The sequence below is a fragment of the Methylovorus mays genome (genome assembly GCF_020531915.1).
GTDB lineage: Bacteria > Pseudomonadota > Gammaproteobacteria > Burkholderiales > Methylophilaceae > Methylovorus > Methylovorus mays.
Map to the genome: position 1 here is coordinate 266,855 of NZ_JAJAVG010000007.1, position 25,916 is coordinate 292,770.

A 25,916-nucleotide genomic window follows, 5' to 3' on the forward strand; every position below is an offset into this window, starting at 1 on the left:
GCACTAGAGCATGTGTTGCATACTAAAGGTCGCCGTCCATTGCTACTACACCGGGCATCCCGAAAAACATCGGGAATTTTTCCCGAAAGTTACTTGCCGCTTTCCACCAGCTGCTTCAGATTATCCAAGCCCTGACGAAAATAGGCAGTTACGCCTTCTACTGCCGTGGCATCATCCTGCCCGGCTGGCGGCTCATTGCCGGTAAAGGCACGGTAGAATCGGGCCTTCCAGGTCACCACGGTCTTCCCATCCTTGCCTGCAGTCACTTCCAGACGTCCATTCAGCGAGCTGACCGGCAAGGCCTTGATATCCATGTCACGGCCCATACGATAGGCATAGCGCATCTCGGCATCCGAATAATCATCCAGCTCTTCTTCCAGCACACCGCCGCTCTTGAATGTCAGCGTACGCTTGGCGCCATTGCCATTGCCGCCTTCAGCCGCCACTTTTTCCAGGGCAGGTTGCCAGCTGGCGATCGCACCAAAATCCTTGATCTTGGCCCAGACGGCAGCGGGTGCCGCATTGATTTCCACCGTCTCCTCGGCTTTCTGCGGGGTGGGGCCATGCGCCCACGCCGCCAGGGGTAATGCCAATAACAGTGCTGCAATCCATGATTTCATGGTTTTCCTTTCTTGAACAATGATGAAATAAAAGCGGGGAAATACGAAGCCAGCAGCAGGAGCAAGGCCAGCCCGGCGAATACGGGGCGGATATCGCTGGCGACCCACTGCCGGTGCAAGGTGTTCTGACGCAGGGCATCGGCCAGCTGCGCCTTGTCCTGCAAATGCAGATAATGCAGACCGGTAATCTTGGCGAGTTCCTGCAGGCCTTTTTCATCCAGGGCCGACATATGCTCGGTATATGAGCCTTCGGGGTGTGCGCCATGCGGCGCATTGCGCCCGTGATAGCCTTCCATTTCCAGCACCGACTGCACGTGGGACATGCCGAAAGTCGCAAATTGCATGGCATCTTCCGGCAGCCAGTAGCCGGTAATGTTGTCGTTTTCATCGAGCTTGGGGATGGCTTGCCGTTGCAGCCCGCCGACCCCGGCAATGATGCCGCCTACTTCGCCCGGTTTGCCATCAAACACCGGCATGTACCGCGGATTGGCGGGCGGTGCCTGCTGACCATCGGTCAGAAATACCAGGGTATCGAGCTTGAGCTTGCGGGTTTCTTCAATACCACGATACAGGCCATGCGTAATGAAGGAATCCGCCGCCCAGGCCATGCGCCAGTCCAGCCGCTCCACGGCTTCATCCAGCACACTGAAATGGGCACAGACTTCCATGGGCTTGAACAGCATGGAAACATCGCGCTCGGTAAACATGCCGATGCTGACCAGCGAGCCACAGGGCAGATGACGCAAGGCATCGCGCACCGCTTGTCGGGCAAATGCCAGGCGGGCAATGCCTCCGGGGCCAGCATCCCGCACATTCATGCTCTGCGTAATATCAATGACGAAGCCCACCGAAAACACCTTGCGTGGCAGTGGCAGCTGTGGATGCAGAAATACCGGCAACATCAGGATGCAGGCCGCCAATAGAAGCATCCGGCCCGGGGCTTGGGCAATACGCAAACGCCAGCCTTGCTTCACGGCATGCCCTTGGGGAAACCTGGGATAGTCGGCCAGGCACGCTCGGTGGTGGTCTTCAGCTCGGTTTCTTCCTGTGATTGCTCATTGCGGATGCCGGGTGTCAGGTCCGGGCTGGCACGCTGCGCCAGTTCCATGTTGTGCCGGGCATCCCACAGCGTCGGATCGTGGCGCAGGGCGTCACGGTAAGCATCCTTGGCCATCGCCAGCAAGGGAGCGGCCTGGTTGTAGGCCAGCGCGCCCTCTTCCCCCAGGGCACCCAGTGCCGTCGACAGATAGGCATTGCCCATGTTGTATTTGGCGCGCGCCAGCAAGGCCGGAGGCAGACGCTGCTCCAGCCGACCATAGATTTCCAGCGCATGCGTGCTATCGCCACGTCTTGTCAGCTGCCAGGCTTGCAGCATTTGTCCTTCGGGGGTCTGGCTTAACCATGGCGCCTGCTTCTCAAGCGGCTCTTTGGGATGGCTTAATACCTGGTTCAGCTGGCTGGCCTGCAGCCACTGCCACCCCTGCCAGGCGGTAAGTCCCAGGCCGGCGGCGAGCAGGCTCCAGGCCAGTGTCTCGCGCCACAAGATCATGCGTGCCATTGCGATATCTCCATTCGTTTTGCGCCATACAGCAATGCCAGCAGCAGCAGGGCTGCGGCATAGCAAATCCCGGCCAGGTCGCGGCGTGGCTGTTTTTCAAAGTAATGCGAAGGCAGGTTGTGCATCTTGCCTACATCGCGCAGGGCGGCCTCCAGTGCGCGCGGGTTTTCCGCTTCATATGCCTGATAGGGCACGCCCAGGGTCTTGAAGTACTCATGCAGAAAATACTCGGGGGCGCTGGCGGCATCGTCGCCCTCCCCCGGCTGCACAAAAATGCTGGGGGAGTTGGTACCGCGGATATAAATCCAGGCGAGCGCAGCGTGCTCACTGGCAAACCAGCTGCGTATGCGATCCTGCGTCTGGCTGTCGATATGGGCGCCGCCATCGGATACCAGCAGAATCAGCCGTGCGCCTGTCACTGGCTTGCCCTTGAAGTAATCCAGTGCCATGCCAAGGCCACGCGCCACGGCGGTAAACCCCATGCCCTGGGCTTCGGCACTATCCAGCGCCGCCTTGAGCGCGACCTGATCATGCGTCAGCGGCAGCACAAACACCGGCGAGGTACTGAAGGTAATCAGGCCCACCAGATCCTGCTGGCGGCTCTCGATAAACTTGGCGAGCACTTCGCGAGCGGCTTTGAGCTTGGAGGGGTTCTGCGCGACGTCGGTCGACTGAATATATTTGCCGGCAAAGTCATCGTTCATGCTGGCACTGCGATCCAGCACCACCATGATATGGGCGCCATGCCCCACGCGCTCCACCTCGGACTGACGCAGATGCAAGCCCGCCATGCCCAGCACCAGTGCCACCACACACAGCATGCCGATCAGCCGCAGAGCCCATGCCAAGGTGCGCGACCAGCGGTCCTCCGGCATCAACAGCATGGCAGGATGGCGCAATATCGATTGACCATGGCGCCACAAGGGCAACAGGCCCAGCACCAGCAGCCACAGCACCGCTGGCGCATCAAACCCCAGTGCGCTGATCACGGTTTGTGGCCTCGCTCCAGTGCCCGGCAGGCCGCCAGCAAGGTCTTGATCGCCGTTACATCGTCAGCGCTCGCAGCATTGGGTGCCTCGGCAAAAAACACGCGGGCGGAGCGCGCATAAAACACTTCGATCTCGGGGCGCAAGCGGGCAAGCTCGGGACGCAGTTTCAGCAATAAAGGCACATCGCTTGCAAACACCGTGCGCCCTGCCGCCTGATTAAACGCGTGATGCGCCACCGTAAAGCTTTGCGCCACGCTGAGCTTGCGACCCTGGCGGCCGCGCAGACGACGGCAGGCCAACGTAAATGGCCCGGCGGCCGCCCAGCGGAAAGGCGGTTTGTCGTGACGCCATAACAGCCAGAGCGCGGCAGTCAGCGTCAGCGCCAGTGCAAGCAAGGTGTGGCGCATGGGTCTCACGGTATCGCGTAATGGCGGCAGACTGTCGGGCCGCAAACTGGTCTGGCTGGTATCGAGAATCACCGGCAGCAAGGGCGACACCATGACCTGCCGCTCGTGGATTTTTACCGGCAACACGGTCTGGCCGTGGCGCAGGTTAACGGTGAAGGCTGGCAAGGGAATGGTGCGCGTTTCGCGCAGGGCTTTGAACAACTGCCAGCGCAGGTGCAGTTTGAACCGGCCATGTTCCGGAGCATTTTCCTGCACATCCACCTCACGCAGCTCTATCCACTGTCCGTCACCACTGCGCGGCAGGGTTTCTTCCACCAGCGTGGCGCCGGGCGTGGCAGTAATATCCACCACCTCATCAATCACGTCGCCGATAAAGTAGCCAGCCTCGCGATAATGGCTTTCCACATGCACATCGTTGGCGGCGTAAGCGCCCGCCACCGAAAAAGCAAACATGGCCTGGCCGAACATCGCCAGCCATGCCAGGCGGCGCCATCTGCTCAAAGACCAAGGATTGCATACAGGCATCATCGTGCCGACTCCATAAAATAATGTGTCAGCGCACGCGCTTGCAGACGGTCGCTGATAAAAAATGGCAGGCGCCCCCATTGCGCACAGACCTCGGCAATGGCCTCACGGCGCGCTTCATAGGCGGCATTGATTTTTTGCTGCAGGCGCGGGCGGCACCACAGCAGGCGTTCCTGCCGCGTCTCGGCATCACGAAAGCGGGCAAAGCCCCAGCGTGGCAAGGCGCTGTGTTCGGCGCTGTTCCATAACACCACGGGCACCACATCGTGTCCGCTCAGGCTTTGCAGTACTTTTTGCAATTCAGCCAAGGGGTAATGTGCATCCGTCACCAGAAATACCAGTGCACGCTCCCGACCAATCTCGGCAGCCGCAGAGGCAAGGCCATGAGCGCCGCCTTGCGGAGCTGGCGCTTGCATGAGCCTGTGGCGAATGGCGCTGCCCTGCAGGCGGCTGCAACGCGCGGGGACTTGCAGCTCGCGCACGATGCCATCGTTGCAGGCGATAAACCCCAACCGGTCCGCCATACGCCAGGTGGACCAGGCCAGTTGCTCGCACAGGTCGGCAATCACCTCTATCTTGTTTGCGTCAATACGCGCAGAAGGTTGGGAAACGGGATTCCCAGCGGAATGCTGAGGCTGGCCATCACGTGTCCCCTGCTCGCCCTGAAACGCCATGGAAGCCGACCAGTCGGCCACCACCCACACGGGCAGCGATACATTTTGCTGGTACATCTTCACCAGCAAGCGCCGGTATGGATCACGGGCGGTTGCGCGCACATCAATGCGGCGCGGATCCGGGTTATCCAGCAAGGGACCGTGCCCGCGAAAGCGGCTGCCGGAACCGGCAATGCGGCCGACATGGGCGCCAGAACGCAAGCCGTTGGCGCGCCATTTCACATAGTAGTGAATCAGCTCGGGGATAGAGGACAACAGGCTCACGGTGCCGCCACTTGTGCCAGTACGGCTTCCATCAAGGCGGGGGCAATCACATCACGGTGCAGCTCGTGCACCGGCTGCAGAAACACGCGGTGCGCAATAATGTCGTAGAACACTTCGCGGATGTCTTCCGGCATCAGGTAATCGCGCCCGGCCAGCCAAGCCACCACACGGGCGCCACGCATCAGCATGCCCATGCCACGCGGGCTGGCACCCGCCAGCACCAGGCTGCCAACGTCAATGCCGGACAACTGCACACCGACATCCTGTGGTTTGGCAGTGGCCTGCCACAGGGCAAGCGCGTAGTTCTGCAGTGCAGGGCTGGCCTGCACGTGCTTCTGGATGCCGGCGGCCACATCGTTCAGCTGGTCATAAGGCAGGATGGCCGGGGGCACGCTTTCAATCAGCTTGTCGGTATCCTGAAAGCGCGTATCAAACATCAGTTGCTTGCGAATTTCGTCATCATCCGGGGATTTCACCAGCACTTCCATGAAGAAGCGGTCGCGCGCGGCGCCCGGCAACTCAAAGGTTTCTTCCTTTTCCACGCGGTTGCGGTCGGCAAACAGAATGAAATGCGGGAAATAATATTCGCGGTTAAATGCGGTCACACTGCGCTCGGCCATGGCACGCAGCAGCAGCGAATGCACTTGCGGACGGGCCCGGTTGATCTCGTTAAAGAAGAACACGGACAAGGCATCGCCCTGACTGAGCAAGGGGCCGGGATCAATGCGCATCTGCCCGGCATCGTCTATCCAGGTGTGGTAAATCAGGTCGGAAGGCATCAGGTCCACCGTCCCTTCCACGCGCTGATAAGCGCCACCAAGCGCGCGGGCTGCTGCACGCAGCAGCGTGGTCTTGCCCACGCCCACATCGCCTTCAAGCAATACATGGCCACGGGCAAACAGCGAGATCAGCAGGGAGCGGACCGGGTGGGCCTGCCCCAGAACGACCGCATTCAGGGATTGTTCAAACGCCGTGGCGCGTTCACGCCAGTCGGCCAGAGCAGAAGGTGTCGGATTCATGGAACTCACTATCGGGTTAATCCGCGCAGGGCGGCAGAGGGGTCCGGGATGCCGCGGTGGCACCGGAAAAAGCGGATAGCGCATGAAATGCACTATCCGCTACGCCAGTTAAATCAACACCTTTACTTGACGTCGTATTTGAACTGACCTGTTTCTTTCAGGTTGGCAACGCGCTTGGCGTTGCGCTCGTTCATGGCCTTGATGGCCTTTTCCTGTTTGCTGAGTTCGACGGGATCATGCTTGGGGTCGTATTTGGAACCGGCAATCTTGTCCGGGAAACCTGGTTTTGGTTCCCAGCAGTTGCCTGGTTCCTTACAGTTGGTGCCATCGTAAGCAAAAGCACTGGATGAAAATACCAAAACCGCCACGCCCATCAGACCGTGCTTGAGCCAATTTTTGCTTTGCATTGCATTCCTCCTCATACCCGGCAGTTAAAGAACCCTTCGCGCGGCCAGGATCACATCGCGAAGGGAGTGATACAAAAGCAACTTAGTTATTGAGCCATTTGGCCTTATCAGGATCGCCCTGATAGATGGAGCGCACCCAGCTCATGATCTGCAGCATTTCATCCTGCGTCAGACGACCACGCTGCGGGCCCATCATGCCTTCGGCGCCACCAAAGATAGTTTCGAACAAACCCTTGTCGGTCGCGTTCTTGGGATAAGTCCAGTAGTCGTCGGACAGTGCCGGGCCCAGCTTGCCTTCCGCCAGATGGCCATGGCAGCCGGAACAGGCCGTGGAGAACAGGCTCTCGCCCTTCTTGATCACCTCGGCATTGCCGTTGTAGGGGTTGACGCCGGTTTGCTTGAATTTCTTCACCGCGTCGGTTTCCGTCTCGTTGAGACCCTTGAAATCGAGCATTTCACCCGAGATGGTGCCGCGGAAGATCAGGTCATCCGCGAAGACAGACACGGTGGCCGCCAGAAGTGCTGCGACCAGAATCAGTTTGTTACCTTTACGCATTGCATTACCCTTTATTGCTTATTGAAAAATCGTGGCTACCGCTCATTAACGCGTCGCTTCAAGGCTTGGTCGTTGGCAACAGCGGTATACCTTCTGCCTTCAAAATGGCATCAATATCGCCCTTGCGCTTCACCAGCGCCTGCTCAATCTGCTTCAGCAGTTCGGTATCGCCTTTACGCACACCGACGCTCACCGAGAACTGGTGCGGCACACGCTCACCATTGGATTTCTTCGCGTTATCCACCACCAGTTTTTCCACCAGAGGCACGCTGGACTGCTTGACGTATCGGGCCGCCGCAGGCGCCCACAACACCGCCACATCCAGGCGGCCATTCACCACATCATTCACCACCCGCGATGGGTCATACTTGATGTAATGGTTGCGCGGCGACTTGTAATTGGAGATCTCGGCCTTGTACTGGAACATGTCGACAAAGCGCTCGATCTGCACCAGCATCACCTCTGGTGGCGTTTCCGGAATCCAGCCAATTTGCGTGGATGATTTCTTCAGGTAAGGACTGTTCCAGTCCGTCAGTCCCAGATCACCCTTGTCTTTCTTGTAAACAAAGATATAGCCCGAACGGTAATAAGCGGGCGTCGTAGCGACACGCGGGTCGTTTTCATCGGCGCCAATAATCACATCGCATTTATCCTTATCCAGCAGATCACGCACCACATAGCGCGCATCTTTCCACCAGACGTTTTCCACCTTGCGGCCCAGTTCACTGGCCAGCACATCGGCAATCCGGTTTTCAAACCCTTCTTCCCGGGTATTCGAGTAAGGTAGTTCATCCTCACCCGCACAAATTCGTAATGGACTGTCGGCTTTGGTCTTGATTTGCGCATTGTCTTGCGCCATGGCAGTCTGCCCGCCGAACGCGCTCGCCCAGATGGCGAACATCACACTCCACTTGATCAGTTTCATTGCTTTCCCTTAAAACACACCGTGATGATCTTTAAAACCGCACAGAACAAAGCTATCTGATAAAAACCGCCGGCACCCTGCCATCGTGCCGGGCACCGGCGGCCTAATCACAAGGCCTGTATTACAGACCGAACACCATCACACCACCGCCCATCTGGGTGTAGCTCTGGAGTTCCTTGAAGGCACCTACAGCACCCAGACCAGCACTTGGGTCAGTCAGGTCAAAGACCAGACCTACACCAGGCCAGCCACCCACACCGTAGTTGGTAGCGATGTACTGCTTACCCTTGTAGGCGTAGCTCATAGGCGCGCCAATCGCACCGGAAGGCATCTTGAACTTCCAGATTTCCTTACCGTTGGTCTTGTCGAGAGCCTTGATATTGCCGTCGAGAGTGTTGTAGAACACCAGGCCGCCCTTGGTAGCCAAGGTGCCGCCCCAAACGGAGAATTTCTCCCATTTGGTCCACTTCACTTCGCCAGTTACGCCGTCCATGGCGCGAACTTGCCCCATTTCCTTCTTGGTTGGGCCGTTAGGTCCTGGGTACATGGCCAGCGTTGCGCCAACGAAGAACTGACCTGCACGGTATGGCAGCATGAACGGCTCCCAATCCATACAAATGTGGTTCAGACCGAAGTAGAAAGTACGGCTGTCAGGATCGTAAGCATCCAGACCTTGGTTGTGGAAACCCATGGCAGATGGGCAGATGTTGGTCCCCTTGTGGTCCATGCGGGTGCTGAATTCAGGATCGCGCAATGGCAGGCCGGTTTTCAGGTCCACCTTCTTGAATACATTCACGGCAGGATCAACCTTGGCTGCTTGTACGATAGAACCGGTTTGACGATTCAGTGTGTACATGATGCCGTTACGGTCAACGTGAGTCAGCAGAGGCTGCGACTTGCCACCAACGGGCTGATCGGTCAGGATCATCTGGTTAACACCAGCGAAGTCCCACTCGTCATGAGGTGTCTTCTGATAGCCCCACTTGGCAGCGCCAGTATCCACATCACGTGCCCAGATGGTCATGGTCCACTTGTTGTCGCCTGGACGCATGGTTTCATTCCATGGTGCAGGGTTGCCGGAACCGTAGTAGAACAGGTTCAGCTTGGGATCATAGGCATACCAGCCCCAGTTGGTGCCGCCGCCGATCTTCCAGGCTTCGCCTTCCCAGGTCTTGGTGCCGAGGCCCATCTGACCATAGTGAGGGTTGTCCTTGTTGAAGTCTTTGGCAAGGTTCAGCTCATTGTCAGGACCAGTCGCGAAGGAACGCCATACCAGTTCACCTGTTTTCTGGTCATAAGCAGTTACGTAACCGCGCACGCCCAGCTCAGCACCGGAACAACCTACCAGCACTTTGCCCTTGACGGCAAAAGGTGCCTGGGTAATGGTGGAACCCACTGCAGGATCACAGTTTTCCATCTTCCACAGTTCCTTGCCGGTCTTGGCATCCAGGGCAACCAGATGACCATCCAGCTGAGTCTTGAAGATGCGACCATCATCGTAGGCAAGGCCACGGTTCACGATGTCACAGCAGGCAACCGCCTTGACGGAAGCATCCTGCTTGGGCTTGTGCTGCCAGACAATCTTTTCTGGCTCAGCCAGGTTGAGGGCAAATGTATTGTTTGGAAACGGCGTGTTGATGTACATCATGTCGCCAATCACCAGCGGTGCACCTTCATGACCGTGCAGCAGGCCGGTGGAGAACGACCAGGCAGCTTTCAGGTTCTTGACGTTACCTGTCGTGATTTGTGAAAGGCGGCTGTAATGTTGCCCCGTATAATCCCCAGTTTGCATCGTCCAGTTATTGGGATTGGCACCCAGCGCTTCCAGGCTATCAGCTGCCGCAGCTACTGACGGCAGCATGGCTGACAATGCCAATCCAGCAACTGCAAATCCAGTAGCTGTTATTCTTGCCTTCATCTTCGGAATCCTCCTCGTATGTTGATATAGTCCTACTCCCTCGCTACCACTGTCGTAGAGCGACGACGAACTATCTCAAACCTGCCTTTGCGGCACGAGGTGCACCATTCACTTTTGAGGAGGGAAAAATTCACATATTCACAATTTGTAATACTTAATTACATTTTGTAACAATATAAGGATGAGCTCCCGGTCAGATTCGGGAGCCTGTCGCTAGAGTGAAAATTTGCCAACGCGCATACTGAGCATTTATGCGCATCCCGTTCGCCCCCATTACCATAGGCAAGCAGCTGGATAGAAAGAATGTCCTGCTTGAGTTTGCGATTGTCCCTTGCAGCTTCATCCTGACTTATCTGATTGCTGGTTACTTTGAGCTGTCGGAAATCTTCATCGACTGGACGCTGACCAGTAACGACGAATACGACATTGACGAGTTGCCATACGCACTGGCCGCCGCCACCCTCGCCATGAGCTGGTTTGCCTGGCGCCGTTGGCAGGAGATCAAGCGCGAAGTGCGCAGCCGCAATCAGACCGAGCAAGCATTGCTGGCGGAGCGCCTGCAATTTCAGACGCTATTTAACGAAAACCTGGCTGGCAACGCCGTCGTCACGACCCATGGTGTAATCAAGATGTGCAATCCGGCCATGGCCTGCTTCCTGGAAATACAGACGCCAGAACAGGCCGAGGGGAATAATCTGGCCGATTATCTGCAGCATGGCCCCTCCTGGTCGCATTTGATGGAGGTGGTGAAAGAACATCAAAAAGTGGATGTCGAACAGCTGTGCGTGATTGGCCTGTATGGAAAGCGCACTTATGCCATGGCGCGCATCCTCGGGCATTTCAGCCAGGATGGCAGCTTGCAGTTCTTGCATGTGTTCGCCGCCGACATTACCGAGATCAAAACCGCCGAATCGGAAATTTCCAACCTGCTCAAGGAAAATCACTTTCTGCTACGGCAGGCGCTGGAGTTACAGGAAGAAGAGCGCCGCCATATTGCGCGCGACCTGCACGACGATATGGGGCAGTATCTGAATGCCATCAAGGCGAACGCCACCAGCCTGGTCAATATGCCGGATCTGCCAGCCAACATCAGCGAAGTGGCGCTGCACATTATTTCGCACTCGGACCATATCTACCGCTCGGCACGCCAGCTCATCCATCGCCTGCGTCCCGCCGCGCTGGACGAGTTGGGCCTCAGTGCTGCCCTGCAGCATTTGATCGATACCTGGAAATACCCAGCCAATGGCACGCGCTATCAGTTGGCGATAGATCATGAGATTGATCATCTGGATGACAAGCTGACCATCAATATTTATCGCGTGATTCAGGAAGCGATTACCAACGCAGCGCGCCACGCCCAGGCCAGCCTCATCGATGTACATCTCTTCATGCAGGGCGGCAGCCTGATCGTGGACATTACCGACGATGGCTGCGGCATCCCTCTGGCCCAGCCGCACAAAGGACTGGGGCTCGCTGGCATACGTGAAAGAATCAAGGCGGTTGACGGTAAATTCGAGGTGTCCAGCGCCGCTGGCACCGGCACCCGGATTCGCGCAGTCATCCCCACAACCCCGATAAAGGAGATGGTGTAATGCAAGGTGCAGTAAGAGTGATGCTGGTGGATGACCATGCCGTGGTTAGGCAGGGCTATCGCCACCTGCTGGAAAAATCCGGGATCAAGGTGATTGCCGAAGTCGATAGCGGCGAGGATGCCTACCGGATTTACTCGGAGCACCAGCCGGAGGTCGTCGTGATGGATCTTTCCATGCGCGGCATGGGCGGGCTGGAAGCGCTGAAACGCATCGTCTCGCGCGATCGCAATGCCAAGGTGCTGGTGTTCAGCATGCACGACGATGCCATTTTCCCCACCCGCGCATTGCAGGCGGGCGCCAGTGGATACGTCACAAAATCCTCTGCGCCCGATGTGCTGGTAGAAGCGGTGTTTGCCGTGGCGAACAACCGCAAATACGTCAGCCACGATATCGCGCAGGAAATCGCCATGCACAACATCAACGGCGGCGACATACTCAACAGCTTGAGCTCACGCGAATTCGAAGTATTCAACCTGCTGGCGCAGGGACGTTCGATTGAGGATATTGCCGCCGCCTTGTGCCTGGATTACAAGACGATCGCCAATGTACAGACGCGCCTGCGGCAAAAACTGAATGTAGAAAACGCCGCGCAACTGATGTTGCTCGCCATCAAGCTCAACATCATCAAAACGTGAACATTTCCCGGATAAAACATGAAGCCCTCTCTCACGGTAACGGAGGCTCTGCTTTTACACTGAATGCAGTTGTCTCTCTCCACTGACAACACCATAGTTGATCGACCGGCATACCCTGCCGGTCGTTTTTTTTGCCTGTTGCTTATGCTGTTCGCCATGTTGCGCGGCGAGCCATTGCCTGGCCTCAGCTATCAATCAACCCGTGCTTGATGGCAAAACGCACCATCTCCACCGGGTTGGACAAACCCAGTTTCTGCTTTACCAGCGTATGGTAATTCGCCACCGTTTTCTGACTGATCTTCAACACCTCGGCAATCTCCTCGGCATTCTTGCCTTCGGCAAACAGTCGGAATACCTCGAACTCGCGCGGTGATAGTTGGCTGATGAGGTCGCCATCGCCTATTACCGTTTGCAGGGCGATCTTCTGGGCGATGCTGGTGCTGATGTAATTCTTGCCGCGCGACACCTCCACCACGGCCTTGACCAGTTCATCAAACGACCCGGTTTTCGCCACATAGCCGCGCGCACCACTCTTGAGCGTCTGCATGGCAAACGCGGCATTTTCATGCATGGAAAAAATCAGCACACGCGCCGTACGATAGCGCGCCAATATCCGGCGCATGGCCTCCAGCCCGCCCATGCCCGGCATGGAAAGATCCATCACCGTCACATCGGGCAGATATTCGCCAAACACCTGGTAAGCCTGTTCCCCGCTCTCGGCCTCAGCCACGACCTTGATGCCGGAATGCTGCTCCAGCAAGCGACACAAGCCTGACCGCACGACCGTGTGGTCATCGACCAGCAACACCCGGATAATTTCTTCACTCACCTGACAACTCCTGTTGATTAATCACCGGGATACTGACCATGATAGTCGTCCCCTCCCCTGGCGCACTCTGCACATCCAGCTTGCCACCCAGCCCCTCTACCCGCTCGCGCATGCCCGCCAGCCCAAAGCCGGAAGGCGCCGTTTCCATCTCGAATCCACACCCGTTGTCACGTATCACCAGATGCAGGTGGCTCCCCATGCGCTGCACCGCCAAGCTGACCGAACCCGCTTGGGCATGACGGCTGATATTGGTTAACGCTTCCTGCACCAGGCGGTAAATGGTGATGGGGATAAACTCACCCAACTCGTCCAGATCCTCTGCGATATTGATGTGTATCGTCGCCTCGGGATGCCGCTGGCGCCAGTTGCCTACCAGGTCGGTCAGGGCAATATGCAGGCCAAGCTTATCCAGGGTATCTGGCCGCAAGTGTTCCAGCATGTCGCGCACGATCGCCACCACATGACGTGCCACCTGCACAATCGCCGCGGCGCTTTCCTTGATGCGAGGATTGGTAGACTCCGAATTCACGATTGCCGTGGCATCGGCATTGATCGCCGTCAGGCTCTGTCCGATTTCGTCATGCAGATCACGCGCCAGATGCTTGCGCTCATCTTCCTGCGCACGAATCAGCTGTTGCGATAAACGATGGTTGCGCTCCACGCTGGTTTCGAGCTTGTGTGCCATCAGATTGAATTTATGGCTGATGCGCGCCAGCTCTTTCAGCTTGAAATCCGGCAAGCGTGCCTTGAGGTTACCGCGCTCAAGCTCATTCAGCGCTGCCAGCACCGTATCCACCGGACGCAGGGCATGGCCTACCGCCCAATACACCATCAGATTCACCAGCAGGAAAAACAGTGCCGACAACACCAGCAAGTCCTGGGTATCGCCCCACACTTCGGCAATCTCATAAGAAGGATCCGGCGTCACCACCAGGACGCCGATCACCCGGCCATTGACCTTGATCATGCGGCGCGACTGTATCCACTCACTCGACACCATGCCCATGGCACGCACAAACCAGCGCGGTGGCGTTGTCTCGTTATCTGCACTGGTGGCTTGACTATTGCTGTCCACCAGCGTGCCGTTGTGATCATAAAACTCGATGCGCAAATGGCGCAGGTTGCTCAGGCTCTTGAGGCGAAAGGATCGCAACTGTTGCGGGTTGGAAAGCTGGGAGTAATACAACGCTTCGGCATCCAGAAGATATAGCGCCAGCTTTGCTGTCGACTCCACTTCGGCGCGCACATCCTGCCGTGCATTCGCCACCATCAGCATAGTCCCGAGGGCCATGATCAACACCAGCAAGGCAGTGATCATGAGATTAAGGCGTAACTTGAGACTCATGGCATCCCGTCATGATGAAAACGGCTATTCTATAGTCTTCACTCCTTTGATCATTCGGGAAATTTTCCCGACTTGACTGGAAGAATACTTGCTACAGGACTACGCCCAGCCCAGAAAACCAGCGTGCGTTAACATTTTTTTACAACGCTGGCATGGATGCAGACCACGAAGAATGCGACACTGGCGGCCCATTCATCAAGATCACTGATTTACGTCATGCCTATCCTGACTCTGATTCTTGCCGGGCTTGCCATGCTGGGCCCTTTTACCACAGACACCTATTTCCCGTTCTTTCCCGACATACAGACCCACTTTGCCATCTCGCAGGCAGCAGCGCAGCAGAGCCTGAGCGTGTACCTGCTCACGTTTACCTGCATGATGCTGTTCCATGGGGCGATTTCGGATAGCGTGGGCCGCAAGCCGGTGATCGTGATGTCCCTTATCGGGTTTGTCATCACCTCCTTCGGCTGTGCCATGGCCGATAGTTATGCTCTGCTGCTGGCCATGCGTGCAGGCCAGGGGTTCTTTGTAGGCGCAGGCACCGTGGTGGGGCAAGCCATCATCCGCGACAAATTTCATGGCGCTGAGGCGCAAAAACGCATTGCCATGGTCACCATGCTGTTTGGCATTTCGCCGGCCATCGCGCCCATGGTGGGCGGATGGCTGCATGTCTATTTCCCTTGGCAATCGGCTTTCGTTTTTCTGGCAGCGCTGGGGCTGATACTGACCTGGCTGTGTGTCAGCCGTTTACCGGAAACGCTACCGACAGACCAGCGGCGCTCCTTCCATCCGACCAGCCTGCTACGTAATTATTGCGCTATTGCTGGCAATGTGCGGTTCATGATGCTGTCATTGTGCATAGGCAGCGGCTTTGGCGGCTTTCTGGTGTATGTGGCAGGTGCACCAGACTTTGTCCTGCATGTAATGCGTTTGTCCGAGCTGCAATTTGGCTGGCTGTTCATTCCCATCGTGATCGGCCTCATCACCGGCTCTGCCCTCGCCAGCCGACTGGTGAGTGTGCTACCCGGCCGCATGATGATAGGCATTGCGTATGGCCTGCTGGGCTTGGCCTCGATAGGCAACCTTGCCTATAACGGGTTTGCCACCCCGGAGTTGCCGTATGCGGTAGCTCCGCTTCTGATCTACACCTTGGGCATGACCATGCTGATGCCTGCCGTGCTGACACTGGCACTGGATATCTTCCCTGAAAAAAGAGGCATGGCAGCCTCCGTGCAGGGCTTTGTCCAGTCGATTATCTTTACGCTGATCTCCGCGTTCATCGTGCCGTTGGTCATGGGCAATGCCTTGCATTACGCCGCTGCCATGGGCGGGCTGTTCGTACTCAATCTGGCAGGATGGTGCATATACAAAAAGCGCACCGCACCATCAGCAATATCGGCCTGAGCACCACCGGCAGTCGGCGAAATAAAACATATTCGCCCCCTTATGTCCCGGCATGGAGCGTGCTTTAATAACCATATCTATATGTACGTCGCATTAGGGGGAGTATGAAACAATCGGTGATCGAGTGGCCCAAGCCACCTTATTTCAGCTTTGCTGCCAGCAGCGAGAGTCCATCTCATGAAATCTGTCTGATCTATCTGTTTGACGGCAAGAAACTCCAGGGGCAACTGATTGAGTTCATGCCTGATGCCAATACCCTGATCTATCGGCCCGGCAAGGATAAACCGCAAGAAACACTGGCCGTGGATAAAATCAAAAGTATCCAGCTGTTACAACCGATGGAGTTGGTGCGCGACCAGGCTTTTCTTGAGGATAGGGCCGAAGAACTGTTTCCCCCATCAGAAAAGCAGACGTATGCGATTGAGTATACGGATAGTGAAATGGTGGTGGGTTACACCTATAGCTATGTCAACACCCACCATGGCTTGTACATTTACCCCAGCACGGCGGACTCCAAGATCATCCGCGGGTATTTCCCACGCACGTCCATCAAGAGTTACAAGATAGGCCAGAAAATTGGCGAAATCCTGATCCAGGAAAACCTGGCAAGCAAGGATGCAGTTGAAGAGGCGCTGAAACGCCAGGATGAATTACGCAACCAGCGTATTGGCGATTACCTGTTCGAAAACCAGATTGTCACCAGTGAGGAGTTGCAACAAGCCATTAGGCATCAGGAAAGTCGCCCGATTCTCAAACTGGGGGAGGCTCTGCGGCAACTGGACCTGATTACCGAAGAGCAATTGCAGGATGCCCTGAACAAACAGAAGGAAAACCGCGGCATTCCGCTGGGGCGCATTCTGGTCGACATGGGCATTGTTGATGAACAGACACTTAAAGGGACATTGGCGAAAAAGCTCGGGATTCCCTATGTAAGCCTGGGTAAATTCAACTTTGACCCGAATGCCATACGCCTGATTGGCGCGCCGGTCGCCCGCAAACATCTGCTGATACCGCTGTGCATGTACGAAGGGGCCCTGGTAGTGGCCTTTGAAGACCCGATGAATGTGAAGGCGATTGATGAGGTACGCTTTCTCACGCAGATGAAAACCCTGCCTGCCATGGCTTCGCGTGAAGATATCGTCACGGCAATTGATAGCTTTTATGGTCGCAGCAATTTTGAATTCAACAAAGGCAAGCAGGATGACATGCTGGATTTTGACCTGAAATCCAGCAATGTCGCCGGCATGCAGATTGATGATCTGGCGACCAAGCTGTTCAGCGAAGAAAACAGCATGCAGTACGAGGCTAACGAAGAGCCCGTGGCAGAGTCCGATAACACGCTGGTGCAGCTGGTCAATAAAATGATTCTGGATGCCTATCAGGATGGCGTGTCGGATATCCATATTGAAACCTATCCGGATCGCCGCAATACGCATGTGCGCTTCCGCAAGGATGGCTCGCTGGTGCAATACCTGGAAATCCCGTCCAACTTCCGCAATGCCTTGATCTCGCGTATCAAGATCATGTCGCAGCTGGATATTTCCGAACGGCGCAAGCCACAGGATGGCAAGCTGGATTTCAAGCAATTCGGCCCAGCCAATGTCGAGCTGCGCGTGGCGACCATCCCCACCGCCAACGGCCTGGAAGATGTGGTGATGCGGGTGCTGGCGGCCGCCAAACCCGTGCCGGTGGATAAACTCGGGCTGGCGCCAGACAAACTGGAAAACCTGAAGAAACTGATGCAACGGCCCTATGGGCTGATTCTGGTCTGCGGTCCCACCGGCTCAGGCAAAACCACATCGCTGCACTCGCTGATGGGTTACATCAACACGCCAGAGCGCAAGATCTGGACTGCCGAAGACCCGGTGGAAATCACCCAGCAAGGGCTGCGTCAGGTGCAGGTGAATGCCAAGATAGGCTGGACCTTCGCCGCCGCCATGCGCAGCTTTCTGCGTGCCGACCCCGATGTCATCATGGTGGGCGAAATGCGTGACCAGGAAACCACCAAGATCGGCATTGAGGCATCATTGACCGGTCACCTGGTGCTTTCGACCCTGCACACCAATAGCGCGCCAGAAAGTATTGTGCGTATGCTCGACCTGGGCATGGATCCTTTCAACTTTGCCGATGCGCTGTTGGCGATCATGGCACAGCGCCTGGCCAAGACGCTATGCGATAAATGCAAGGAAGCCTATGAACCCAGCCAGGCAGAGCTGGAAGAGCTGGCGGCCGAATTTGTCGATGGCACCAGCCATGATGCCAAACAGGAGCTGGAACGCTTTCGGCGGGAATTTGCGCAGGATGGGAAATTCACGCTGTATCGCGCCAAGGGTTGCAAAGCCTGCAACAACACCGGCCATCGTGGGCGACTCGGTCTATATGAGTTAATGATCGTCACGCCGGAAATCAAGCGCATGATTCAGAAACGCGCACCCGTCAGTGAGCTGCTGGAAGAAGCCTTAAATAGCGGCATGTTGACGCTGAAGCAGGATGGCATCAACAAGGTATTCCAGGGCAAAACCGATATCGCGCAGGTGCGCGCCGTCTGCGTCTAGTTTTTTACTGCATAGTCATGGGTAAGATACAGGCAGCCTGCACCATCCATCAGTTGAACAGTGCCCAGCCACGCCCGCTTGGCTTAAACTTAAGCCGTTCACCTCATGAGCCATTGCCTCTTTACGCATAGACATAGAGCTCCCGGGTAATATCGCCGTACCCTGCCTGCGTGAGCAGCGCACGCTCAATATAGCGGCTCACCCGCTGCCGCAGCATGGGCACCAGTTCGCCATCAGGAAAAGTCTGCGGATATTTGAAGGCGAGCCAGGCATACAGGCTGATATCCTGGCTAAACTGTTCCGCCTGCTCCAGGTATTGCGGCCCGGTGCTGTCGAGCCAGGCCACATCCTCTGGCAGGCGCCTGCGCTTGTGGTCGGCATGGGCTTTCAAGCACTGAATGAAATAATCCATCTCGTGCCGCTTGTCGAAAGACACCGGCGCGCATGAGAAACGAAACTTGTCGGCCAGTGGCATGTGAGGCGCCTGCTGGTCGATAAGATGCCCCAGCGCAATCTGGCCCTCGGCACTGGCAAGATGAAACAGATCACTTTCCAACGCTTGCCGGGAAAAGCGCTCCAGCAATTCCCCTATGCGCGCGGTGTGCACGCGTTGCGAAAGCCGCGCGATATCCGGCCAATTGGCCGCCACCGGCAATTGCTGCAACTCCGCACTATCCGATGTCGTCAGCATGTGGTGCAGATGCAGTAGTTCATCGGCCTCCACCGCGGCGACAAAGCCAGTGGGATAGATGCCATAGCGTCCGGCACGCCCCGCAATCTGCCTGGTTTCAGTCGGGCCGATCAGGCGGCTCGCCACGCCATCAAATTTGTGGACGGTAGTAAACACCACGCGCCGGATCGGCAGATTCAGCCCCATGCCAATGGCATCGGTCGCTACCAGCACGTCAGCCTCGCCACTGGCAAAGCGACGTGACTCGGTACGCCGCACTTCTGGCGACAAAGCCCCGTAGATAGAAGCCACCGACAAGCCCCATTGGCGAATACGGGCACTCAGGGTCAGCACATCCTTGCGCGTGAAGGCGATCACCGCATCGCCCTTTTGCAGCTTGCCTTTCAGCCGCGCCCGATTGTAGCGTTCGCCGCAAATGGCGTGCTCCTCCAGTATCAATGGCGTCTTGCGCTCCAGGCGCGTCAGTTGCCAGGGTTCATTCAGCGATTCCAGCAAGGCCAGGCAGATAGGTGTGACGGCATCCGAACCGCACACAAACACCTGCTGCGCAGGAACACCCACCAATGCAGCCGTCCAGGCATAGCCACGTGCTTCATCCTGCAGCATCTGGATTTCGTCTATGACGGCCACATCCACTACCTGATCCGGCCGCATCATCTCAACCGTGCAGGCCGTATGCCGCGCTCCGGGCACCCAATGACGCTCTTCCCCCGTCACCAGATTACAAGGAACTCCTGCCTCCATCAGGCGATCGCGCACTTCCATCGCCAACAAACGCAAAGGGGCCAGATAAACCCCCGATGCCGCCTGCTGCAGTACCTGCAATGCTTCATAGGTTTTGCCGGAATTGGTGGGGCCAAGATAAAAATGGAAATGGCGCTGCATGCCGCGCGCAACAGGGAATGAAGCAGGATAGTCGTGCAAAGGGGAGGCCGACAATGGAGCAGTCTCTGAATGATAAAACGGCCCCAATGTAGCAGATGCAGCCGCGCAATGAAACGGACAACCAGCCGAATGACTGGTTGTCCGCAAGATGTCATGCGTTGCCGAGGCTTATTTGAAGGAATAGTTGGCTGTCAGCATCACCATGCGTGGATCACCTGGGTAGCAAGCATTCAAGCTGGAACAGGCTGCAATATATTCCTTGTCTGCCAGATTGCGCGCATTCAGGGCAAAGCGCCATGGTCCGGTGCGGTAGAACAGCGCGGCATCGTACAGGGTGTAATGCGGCGTATAGAAGGTATTGAGCTCATCACCAGCCTGCTTGCCTATATAACGTGCACCTATGCCTATACCCAGGCCTTGCAGCCAGCGCCCCATATCGTAATTGGCCCAGATGTTAGCCATGTTTTTCGCCACCAGAATGGGACGTTTGTGCAGCGTATCCGTCGTGCTTTTGGTGATTTCTGCATCAATATAGCTGTAGCTGCCCACGACATTGAGACGAGAGGTCAATTGTCCTGTTGCCTCAAGCTCAACCCCACGATGCTGTTGCTCACCCGTCTGGATGTTGAATGCGGTGTTATTGGGGTCCGTGGTGGTGACGTTCTGGCGCGTCAGGTCATACAGCGCCACGGTGGTGCCAAATGCCTTGTTCGGTGTTTCATACTTGAGGCCGATTTCGCGCTGCTGGCCAGTTTCCGGCTTGAAGGCAGTGCCATCCGCCTGGCTGCCCGTGACTGGCACAAACGATTCACTGTAGCTGATGTAAGGTGACCAGCCATTGCCAAAGGCATACAGCAAACCCGCACGCCCCGTGGTCGCGCCCGGATTGGTGCGTGTCCTGCTGCCACTCAGACGTTTTTCCAATAGATCGGACTCATCTCGACGCAAGCCGAGCACCAGGTTCCAGCCATCGCCAAACTTGATGTGATCCTGCAGATAAAGGCCTTTTTGCTCCAACTTGTCCGTGCCGCTGGTCGTGAGCGTAGTCACCGCGGCTCCGATCGTCGGAGTGTAGTCGGGAGTGTACAGATTCAGTGCGGTAACCGTTGCGCGCTTATCAATCCGCTTGCTATCAAAATGCAGATAGTCAAAGCCCACCAGCACATCATGACGCAACGCGGCTGTGTCAAACTGCATGTTGAGCTGATTATCCATGGTCAGCATCTGGCCATGTACGTCGCGATACTCAATGCGGCGGCCATAGTTAAGACCGTTGGTCGATAGCGAAGTCGGGCTGGTAAATGCCCCTTCCAGATCGTAATCATTCACGCGCAGGCTTTGCTTGAATTTGATTGACGAGGTAAATGCATGCTCAAAAAGATAGCCCACTTGCGTCTGCTCGGTACTGTAGTTATCCACGCCAGGCACCCCGACAAAGCGGCTCAGAGGGATGCTGCCATTCGGATTGGAAAGTACGGTGCCGCGTGCGGGCAGACCGCGCACCGGCACAAAGTCGCTCTTTTGATAGCTAGCCAGCAAGGTCAGGCTGGTCTTGTCGCTGATATCCCAGGTTAATGACGGCGCAATATAGGTACGCTGGCGATCCACAAAATCCACCTGGTCATCGCTGGCGGATGAAATGCCCACCAGGCGATAACGCACGGTGCCATCCTCATTCAATGCATCCGAAAAGTCGGCGGTCAGCTGCTTCTGGTTGTAGTTGCCCAAACCGATGCCGATTTCGGCAATCGGCTTGTCGGTTGGCCGTTTCGTCACCAGGTTAACCAGTCCATCTGGCCATAGAGTACAGACGCCGGGCCTTTCAGTACCTCGATGCGCTCAAAGGCAAACGGCTCATTCTGTATCCACATGTCGTTATCCATGCGCATGCCATCGCGTAGCACGTACGCACTCTGCACAAATCCACGGATGGAAATATCATCTAGCCCGCGTCGCCCACGTTGTCCGGCATCAACTCCAGCAGTGAACCGCAAAGCCTCGGCTAACGACTGCGCGCCCTGATCGCGAATCTGCTCACTGCCAATCACCGTCACGGACTGGGGGGTTTCTGATAACGCGGCATTGGTTTTGGTGGCCGTTTGCGAACGGCTGGCTTTGTAGCCTTTCACTGGCCCAGTGGCCGACTCCTCCTGACGGGCGCTGACAGCGACTTCTGGCAATTCAGCGGCGTCCTCCGCCACTTCAGCATGGACAGACCAATACGGCATCATCAAGGCACAAACAACGCCCCACTTTAATTTCATGACAGCTCCTGCGTGTATATTTTCGTCCCGCATTATACACATCAAATGATAATTGATATCATTTACACTTTACGAGAATACACGCGACTCCTCAGCCTTATGCATGCAGGTCTGCGGCAGGCATCCTCCCTATCTCCAATCGCGACACCAAAGAACAGGCTCTTGCCCCATGTCCAGAAAATTATTTGTCCGCTTGCATCGTTATGCAGGGTTAATGCTAGTGTTGTTTTTAACGGTTGCAGGACTGACCGGAGCATCGCTGGCGTTTTATCACGAGCTTGATGAATGGCTGAATCCGGACTGGATGCTGGTGACACCCACGGCTTCCTCACCAGTACCGCTAGCGCAACTTGCACGCAAGGTCAGTCAGGCCTATCCCGACCACCGGATCGCACGAATTGAGTTTCAGCACAGCACAGATCGCGCATTGATTGTGCGTATGGAGAGTAAACAGACCGGTGACAACGCCCCTCTCCCCATGCAGGTATTTGTTAACCCTTATACCAATGACATTCTGGGGGCTCGCGAGTGGGGCAAGATGGATATCAGTCGTCGAGGCTTGATGCCATTCCTGTTCAAATTGCATGACACTCTCCACCTGCCAGGAAAAGTTGGTAAATGGCTATTGGGTGGCATCGCCATACTTTGGCTACTGGATTGTTTTGTTGGCTTTTATTTAGCCTTGCCCCGGCATGGCCTACTGCCATCTCCCATACAGTTCATGAAAAAATGGGCGCCCGCCTGGAAAATAAAGTATCAGGCAAATGCAACTCGCGTAAATTTTGACGTGCATCGTGCCAGTGGCTTGTGGCTGTGGCCCGTGCTGGCTGTCGTCGCATTTAGCAGTTTTTACCTCAATCTCAACCGGGAAGTGTTCAGGCCGGTAATGGGCATGTTAATGCCCTTTAGCCCTCTTCCGGGTGATACCTTGCCCAAAGTGAAAGATGGAAAGATTTCACTGGATTGGGATGCCGCTTATCAACGTGGCTTAGCCTTGCGACCCGCAGGGGCGGATGATTACCGGGTTGCCAATATTTCCTATTTGGCCAAGCAGAATGTCTACCGGTTGACGTTTGATGAACGTCAACCGAATGCCTGGCTGACCTTCAAGCGTGAGCAGGTGTTTTTTGATGCCAACACTGGCGAACTGAAAGCCCAATACGGCTATGCACAAGGCACCACGGGAGATCGCCTGGGTATTCTGCAATATCCGCTGCATACCGGTCAGATATTTGGCTTGCCCGGGCGCATTCTCATTCTATTCACCGGCTTGCTTACCGCGCTCCTGGCCTGGACCGGTGTTTTTATCTGGTTCAGAAAACGCCAAGGCCCAAAATAGCCTGATGGCCGATGAAAGGCTTGGCGTCAGTCATCGGCCATTAACTCCAGGGGTCGTTCCGATTAAAAGTCCACGGTGGCAGAGAAAAATGCCATGCGTGGTGTGCCATACGTAAGCCCATTCACGCTATCGCTAGTGCTGACGGTGGCCCAGTAATGCTTATCGAGCACGTTATCTACGGTGGCGCGTAGGGTTATGTTTTTACCCCCTGAAACAAACCGGTAGCGGGCACCGAGATCCAATCGCGCCCAGTCCGGAATTTCGCGCGTATTGGCGGCATCTACATATTGATCACTGGTATAGATGGTACGCGCTGTCCAGGTAAAACCAGGTATGGCAGTCACATCCCACTCCATGCCGAGATTGGCATTTACCTTGGCTACGCCTGGCGCAGTATTGCCGTCGTTAGCGCCACCCGATGTCTTTTTCAATTCGCCATCCAGCAATGTCACCCCACCCAAGATGCGCACGCCACCCACAGGCTCCCCATAAAGAGACCACTCCAGGCCAGTATTGTGCTGCTCCCCATTCAACCCAAAAATCAGAGTGGCAGGGTCGCGAAATGTACTGGGACGCTCAATCCGGAACAACGCCAAGGTAGAAGTAAATCTACCAAGATCCAGCTTCGCCCCCACCTCAACCTGCTTGGTTTTGGCTGGAGGAAAAATATCTCCCGCATTAGCAGCATTTGTAGGCGCCATAGCGGTCTGGGTCAGAGATTCAATGTAATTTCCATAAAGCGCCAGATGGTCGAGCGGCTTTACCGTAAAAGCGAACGTCGGAGTCAGTGCATCTTCGTCATACTTGGCACGCATAGCCCCTGTCACAAAATACGTTTTATTGAGCACCGACTGCTTGCGCACACCTATGGTGATTTGCAGACGCTCATCCAGCATGGATAAGGTATCGCTCAGGGCAACACTGCTCAAGTCTGTCTCAGCCGTACGTGGAGGTGTATTGGACATACCCATCACCGCTGGCTCTATTCCATTCACCGGATAGTAAATATTGGAGGCTACCGTACCAATTTCACTTTCCAGATTACCAAACTGGATACGATACAAACTGGTATTGAGATTCACCGTATGATGTACCACACCAGTATTAAACATAGTGCGCACGCCTGCTTCTCCAGACACCGTATCCTCATGCCTTAGAAAACGATTCACAGTACTCGTATTGACTGTAGTGTTACCGGACGTGGTAACAAAATTGCCCGCAGAATCCACCGCCACCGGCACCCGCAGAAAATCATAGCGTCCGCGACGAGCACCTACTGCGGCATAAGCCGTAATAGCGCGTGAAAAGTCATACTCGCCACGCACGGCAACTGTCGTGTCTATGGTATTGGCATAAGACCAGCGCTGAGCAAAGTTGCGGGTCACCTTATCAGCATCGGGCACGGCTGCAAGAACACCCCCCCGGCTGCTCAAGGTCACGCGCTCCATTGGCGCCGTGCCGCGATTCTCGTAATGCCACACGTCTGTAGACAGGCGTAAATTTTCACCTCGAAAATCCAGCCCCAATGTCACAAGTGAACGCTCTATGGTCTGATCATTCGAAAACGCCGTCTTTCCCTCTTGATATACCGAATTCAGACGAATACCAAACTGGTTATCACTACCGAAGCGTCGACCGATATCCACATGCCCACCCAGCACCGAGCTTGAGGCATAGTTAGCGGTAAGCTGGGTGATCGGCGCATCCGTCGCCCGCTTGGCAATCACATTGATCGCACCGCCAACACCACCAGTAGGTGCCATGCCATTCAACAAGCTGTTAGGCCCCTTGAGCACTTCGACCCGCTCAACCCCCTCCAGCGGCACGGTATAATTGGGAACCAGTCCGAACAAGCCATTCAACGCCACCTCACCATTCGACAGGGAAAAACCTCGAATGGAAAACTGATCAAAGCGACCAAACCGAGGGTTGTTATTGCGGATGGATGAGTCATTTTCGACAATATCCGCTAGGGTCGTAGCCTGCTGGTTCTGAATCAACTCACGCGTATAGCTAATCACACTGTATGGCGTATCCAGCACTGACTTATTGCCAAGCAATCCCACCCTTCCCCCTCGTGCCACCTGTCCCCCAGCATAAGCAGGCATCAACTCACCCGGCAGAATCGTATCTGCCGAAGTATCAACAACATGAACGGTATCAAGTGTCGTCGCAACAGGTGCTGCCGTCGCACTCTGCTGTGCTTTCTTTTTATCCACCAACTGCTGCTCTGTCACCTCCTCTGCCGACCCGCCTGCAGAAAATGCCAACAGCAATAAAGCGCCTGCTGCCTTGCCAGAAATTTGTATAGGATTGACTGAACTGGTCAGTAAAGGGAAGTGAGACATTGTTTTCCTTGCAAATTATTGTTATTAAGAAGCATTTACAAATAATAACAATTCTCATTAGCAATGTCGATGATTAAAAATTTCCATCATCAGCCCCTTCCGCAGGGTGGAGCGACGCCAAAACTTAAAAATTCACCGATCTGGAAAAGTGATGCTACGGAAACAGG

The 25,916-nt window shown here is 55.8% G+C and carries 22 protein-coding genes; 5 read left to right on the forward strand and 17 right to left on the reverse strand.

Translation table 11 applies throughout. The features are described 5' to 3' along the window. Positions 1-89 precede the first annotated feature (89 nt). The 11 genes from LG203_RS09875 to LG203_RS09925 all read right to left on the reverse strand — a co-directional run bounded on the left by LG203_RS09875 (position 90) and on the right by LG203_RS09925 (position 9,805). Positions 90-620 (reverse strand): SRPBCC family protein, encoded by a 531-nt coding sequence (locus tag LG203_RS09875; protein WP_015829575.1) that lies wholly within the window; start codon positions 618-620, stop codon positions 90-92. Next, positions 617-1,594, reverse strand: a complete 978-nt coding sequence (locus LG203_RS09880) for a vWA domain-containing protein (protein ID WP_230345617.1) — start codon at positions 1,592-1,594, stop codon at positions 617-619. The genes LG203_RS09875 and LG203_RS09880 overlap by 4 nt, the downstream gene beginning before the upstream one ends. Further along, positions 1,591-2,178 carry a tetratricopeptide repeat protein gene (locus LG203_RS09885; protein ID WP_230345618.1) on the reverse strand — a complete coding sequence of 196 codons (588 nt, stop codon included), beginning with the start codon at positions 2,176-2,178 and terminating at the stop codon, positions 1,591-1,593. The genes LG203_RS09880 and LG203_RS09885 overlap by 4 nt, the downstream gene beginning before the upstream one ends. Continuing rightward, complete coding sequence (locus LG203_RS09890; RefSeq protein ID WP_230345619.1) at positions 2,166-3,167, reverse strand: vWA domain-containing protein; 1,002 nt, start codon at positions 3,165-3,167, stop codon at positions 2,166-2,168. The genes LG203_RS09885 and LG203_RS09890 overlap by 13 nt, the downstream gene beginning before the upstream one ends. Beyond that, positions 3,164-4,075, reverse strand: coding sequence for a hypothetical protein (locus tag LG203_RS09895; RefSeq protein WP_230345620.1), 912 nt, complete (start codon positions 4,073-4,075; stop codon positions 3,164-3,166). Before LG203_RS09895 ends, LG203_RS09890 begins: the two co-directional genes overlap by 4 nt. Positions 4,076-4,098: 23 nt before the next feature. Continuing rightward, positions 4,099-5,037 carry a DUF58 domain-containing protein gene (locus tag LG203_RS09900; protein ID WP_230345621.1) on the reverse strand — a complete coding sequence of 313 codons (939 nt, stop codon included), beginning with the start codon at positions 5,035-5,037 and terminating at the stop codon, positions 4,099-4,101. Next, positions 5,034-6,056, reverse strand: coding sequence for an AAA family ATPase (locus tag LG203_RS09905; RefSeq protein WP_230345622.1), 1,023 nt, complete (start codon positions 6,054-6,056; stop codon positions 5,034-5,036). The genes LG203_RS09900 and LG203_RS09905 overlap by 4 nt, the downstream gene beginning before the upstream one ends. A gap of 122 nt (positions 6,057-6,178) precedes the next feature. Then, complete coding sequence (locus tag LG203_RS09910) at positions 6,179-6,463, reverse strand: methanol dehydrogenase [cytochrome c] subunit (RefSeq protein ID WP_015829568.1); 285 nt, start codon at positions 6,461-6,463, stop codon at positions 6,179-6,181. 82 nt (positions 6,464-6,545) lie between these two features. Beyond that, on the reverse strand, positions 6,546-7,019 hold the full coding sequence (moxG, locus tag LG203_RS09915; RefSeq protein ID WP_230345623.1) for a cytochrome c(L), periplasmic: 474 nt from the start codon (positions 7,017-7,019) through the stop codon (positions 6,546-6,548). 58 nt (positions 7,020-7,077) lie between these two features. After that, the gene (gene moxJ / locus LG203_RS09920; RefSeq protein ID WP_230345624.1) at positions 7,078-7,944 is read right to left on the reverse strand and encodes a methanol oxidation system protein MoxJ; all 867 of its coding nucleotides are present in this window, start codon (positions 7,942-7,944) and stop codon (positions 7,078-7,080) included. Positions 7,945-8,065: 121 nt separating this feature from the next. After that, a complete protein-coding gene (locus LG203_RS09925) occupies positions 8,066-9,805 on the reverse strand; it encodes a methanol/ethanol family PQQ-dependent dehydrogenase (RefSeq protein WP_328486895.1) in 1,740 nt (579 codons plus the stop codon). Positions 9,806-10,113: 308 nt separating this feature from the next. On the opposite strand from LG203_RS09925, the gene LG203_RS09930 reads away from it, so the two are divergent. Next, positions 10,114-11,454: an ATP-binding protein gene (locus tag LG203_RS09930; protein WP_230345625.1), complete on the forward strand. Its 1,341-nt coding sequence runs from the start codon at positions 10,114-10,116 to the stop codon at positions 11,452-11,454. Then, a complete protein-coding gene (locus LG203_RS09935) occupies positions 11,454-12,089 on the forward strand; it encodes a response regulator (RefSeq protein ID WP_230345626.1) in 636 nt (211 codons plus the stop codon). The genes LG203_RS09930 and LG203_RS09935 overlap by 1 nt, the downstream gene beginning before the upstream one ends. Positions 12,090-12,273: 184 nt before the next feature. Here the strand turns inward: LG203_RS09935 and LG203_RS09940 are convergent, their stop codons facing one another. Beyond that, a complete protein-coding gene (locus tag LG203_RS09940) occupies positions 12,274-12,918 on the reverse strand; it encodes a response regulator (protein WP_230337798.1) in 645 nt (214 codons plus the stop codon). Beyond that, positions 12,911-14,263, reverse strand: a complete 1,353-nt coding sequence (locus LG203_RS09945; RefSeq protein WP_230345627.1) for an ATP-binding protein — start codon at positions 14,261-14,263, stop codon at positions 12,911-12,913. The genes LG203_RS09940 and LG203_RS09945 overlap by 8 nt, the downstream gene beginning before the upstream one ends. 216 nt (positions 14,264-14,479) lie before the next feature. Here LG203_RS09945 and LG203_RS09950 point away from each other — a divergent pair, with 216 nt between their 5' ends. Beyond that, positions 14,480-15,667, forward strand: coding sequence for a multidrug effflux MFS transporter (locus LG203_RS09950; RefSeq protein WP_230345628.1), 1,188 nt, complete (start codon positions 14,480-14,482; stop codon positions 15,665-15,667). 104 nt (positions 15,668-15,771) lie between these two features. Next, positions 15,772-18,222 carry a GspE/PulE family protein gene (locus LG203_RS09955; RefSeq protein ID WP_230345629.1) on the forward strand — a complete coding sequence of 817 codons (2,451 nt, stop codon included), beginning with the start codon at positions 15,772-15,774 and terminating at the stop codon, positions 18,220-18,222. 121 nt (positions 18,223-18,343) lie between these two features. Here LG203_RS09955 and LG203_RS09960 read toward each other — a convergent pair whose 3' ends face one another. From LG203_RS09960 to LG203_RS09970, 3 genes are all read right to left on the reverse strand, one after another. After that, positions 18,344-19,852 (reverse strand): helicase-related protein, encoded by a 1,509-nt coding sequence (locus LG203_RS09960; RefSeq protein ID WP_407665391.1) that lies wholly within the window; start codon positions 19,850-19,852, stop codon positions 18,344-18,346. 114 nt (positions 19,853-19,966) lie between these two features. Further along, the gene (locus LG203_RS09965) at positions 19,967-21,574 is read right to left on the reverse strand and encodes a TonB-dependent siderophore receptor (protein WP_230345630.1); all 1,608 of its coding nucleotides are present in this window, start codon (positions 21,572-21,574) and stop codon (positions 19,967-19,969) included. After that, positions 21,571-22,062 (reverse strand): TonB-dependent siderophore receptor, encoded by a 492-nt coding sequence (locus tag LG203_RS09970; protein WP_230345631.1) that lies wholly within the window; start codon positions 22,060-22,062, stop codon positions 21,571-21,573. The genes LG203_RS09965 and LG203_RS09970 overlap by 4 nt, the downstream gene beginning before the upstream one ends. 169 nt (positions 22,063-22,231) lie before the next feature. Between LG203_RS09970 and LG203_RS09975 the strand changes: the two genes are divergently transcribed. Then, the gene (locus LG203_RS09975; RefSeq protein ID WP_230345632.1) at positions 22,232-23,401 is read left to right on the forward strand and encodes a PepSY-associated TM helix domain-containing protein; all 1,170 of its coding nucleotides are present in this window, start codon (positions 22,232-22,234) and stop codon (positions 23,399-23,401) included. A gap of 62 nt (positions 23,402-23,463) precedes the next feature. On the opposite strand, the gene LG203_RS09980 is transcribed toward LG203_RS09975, so the two are convergent. Continuing rightward, positions 23,464-25,749: a TonB-dependent receptor gene (locus tag LG203_RS09980; RefSeq protein WP_230345633.1), complete on the reverse strand. Its 2,286-nt coding sequence runs from the start codon at positions 25,747-25,749 to the stop codon at positions 23,464-23,466. Between the last annotated feature and the right edge of the window lie 167 nt (positions 25,750-25,916).

Bases quoted from the DNA above. Each gene is read 5' to 3' on its own strand.
- LG203_RS09875 (WP_015829575.1), bottom strand. From the start codon at position 620: ATGAAATCATGGATTGCAGCACTGTTATTGGCATTACCCCTGGCGGCG.
- LG203_RS09885 (WP_230345618.1), bottom strand. From the start codon at position 2,178: ATGGCACGCATGATCTTGTGGCGCGAGACACTGGCCTGGAGCCTGCTC.
- LG203_RS09905 (WP_230345622.1), bottom strand. From the start codon at position 6,056: ATGAATCCGACACCTTCTGCTCTGGCCGACTGGCGTGAACGCGCCACG.
- LG203_RS09910 (WP_015829568.1), bottom strand. From the start codon at position 6,463: ATGCAAAGCAAAAATTGGCTCAAGCACGGTCTGATGGGCGTGGCGGTT.
- moxG (WP_230345623.1), bottom strand. From the start codon at position 7,019: ATGCGTAAAGGTAACAAACTGATTCTGGTCGCAGCACTTCTGGCGGCC.
- moxJ (WP_230345624.1), bottom strand. From the start codon at position 7,944: ATGAAACTGATCAAGTGGAGTGTGATGTTCGCCATCTGGGCGAGCGCG.
- LG203_RS09925 (WP_328486895.1), bottom strand. From the start codon at position 9,805: ATGCTGCCGTCAGTAGCTGCGGCAGCTGATAGCCTGGAAGCGCTGGGT.
- LG203_RS09930 (WP_230345625.1), top strand. From the start codon at position 10,114: ATGCGCATCCCGTTCGCCCCCATTACCATAGGCAAGCAGCTGGATAGA.
- LG203_RS09935 (WP_230345626.1), top strand. From the start codon at position 11,454: ATGCAAGGTGCAGTAAGAGTGATGCTGGTGGATGACCATGCCGTGGTT.
- LG203_RS09945 (WP_230345627.1), bottom strand. From the start codon at position 14,263: ATGAGTCTCAAGTTACGCCTTAATCTCATGATCACTGCCTTGCTGGTG.
- LG203_RS09950 (WP_230345628.1), top strand. From the start codon at position 14,480: ATGCCTATCCTGACTCTGATTCTTGCCGGGCTTGCCATGCTGGGCCCT.
- LG203_RS09955 (WP_230345629.1), top strand. From the start codon at position 15,772: ATGAAACAATCGGTGATCGAGTGGCCCAAGCCACCTTATTTCAGCTTT.
- LG203_RS09970 (WP_230345631.1), bottom strand. From the start codon at position 22,062: ATGAAATTAAAGTGGGGCGTTGTTTGTGCCTTGATGATGCCGTATTGG.
- LG203_RS09975 (WP_230345632.1), top strand. From the start codon at position 22,232: ATGTCCAGAAAATTATTTGTCCGCTTGCATCGTTATGCAGGGTTAATG.
- LG203_RS09980 (WP_230345633.1), bottom strand. From the start codon at position 25,749: ATGTCTCACTTCCCTTTACTGACCAGTTCAGTCAATCCTATACAAATT.